Here is a 625-nt window from a genome sequence, read left to right as displayed (position 1 = left end):
ATCCATTACTGAGAAGAAAGAAAAATTCTGTATAGAAAAAAGCATCAAAACAGATGGAAACAATGATGAAAAGATCGCTGATGCGGCAATTAAGAGATCGAAAGCTTGCCCTTACGATGATGTGTACTTGCTAAGTGATGATATCTATTTTCAGTTCTTGACTAGAGAGCCAAGAAATCTCACAGCAATAACCCCTAATATGTACATAGAGAAGTTCCATACCGCAGACAACGATTATGATGTTGTGCGCTCCATTGAGTTCGGTTCTTTAGTTAAAGGAAAGAAACTTCAAGAAGCTATGGATTTTGATATGCAGGGCGTTGATGTCAATTTTCATAGTCCTGATAGTGGCTTAACACCATTGATTTGTGCTGTACGAAATCGTGACCTACCGATGCTCAAATACCTTCTCACACTAAAAGAAATCAATCTTGATGTGAGGGATAAGCACAAATACCGATTCTCAGCTATCCATCACGCAACACAGATTAAAAAAATCGAAATAATAAAGTTGTTGGTCGAAAACGGGGCTGATCTTGACTATGGGAGTGGAGGTAAGAATGCTGGTAATACACCACTAATGATTGCTGCGTGGAGTGGTTTTTTACAAGCGGCAGATTACTTT

At 38.7% G+C, this 625-nt stretch carries 1 protein-coding gene; it reads left to right on the top strand.

The window, feature by feature from the left end:
• On the top strand, window positions 1-625 hold a 625-nt coding region (locus tag QTO00_RS20580), incomplete at both ends, for an ankyrin repeat domain-containing protein (RefSeq protein WP_331426389.1).

Origin of the sequence: Vibrio sp. M260118, from assembly GCF_036533755.1 — a bacterium.
Lineage (GTDB): Bacteria > Pseudomonadota > Gammaproteobacteria > Enterobacterales > Vibrionaceae > Vibrio.
Note: the sequence above shows the minus strand (reverse complement) of the source record. Positions and strands in the feature narration are given on the sequence as shown.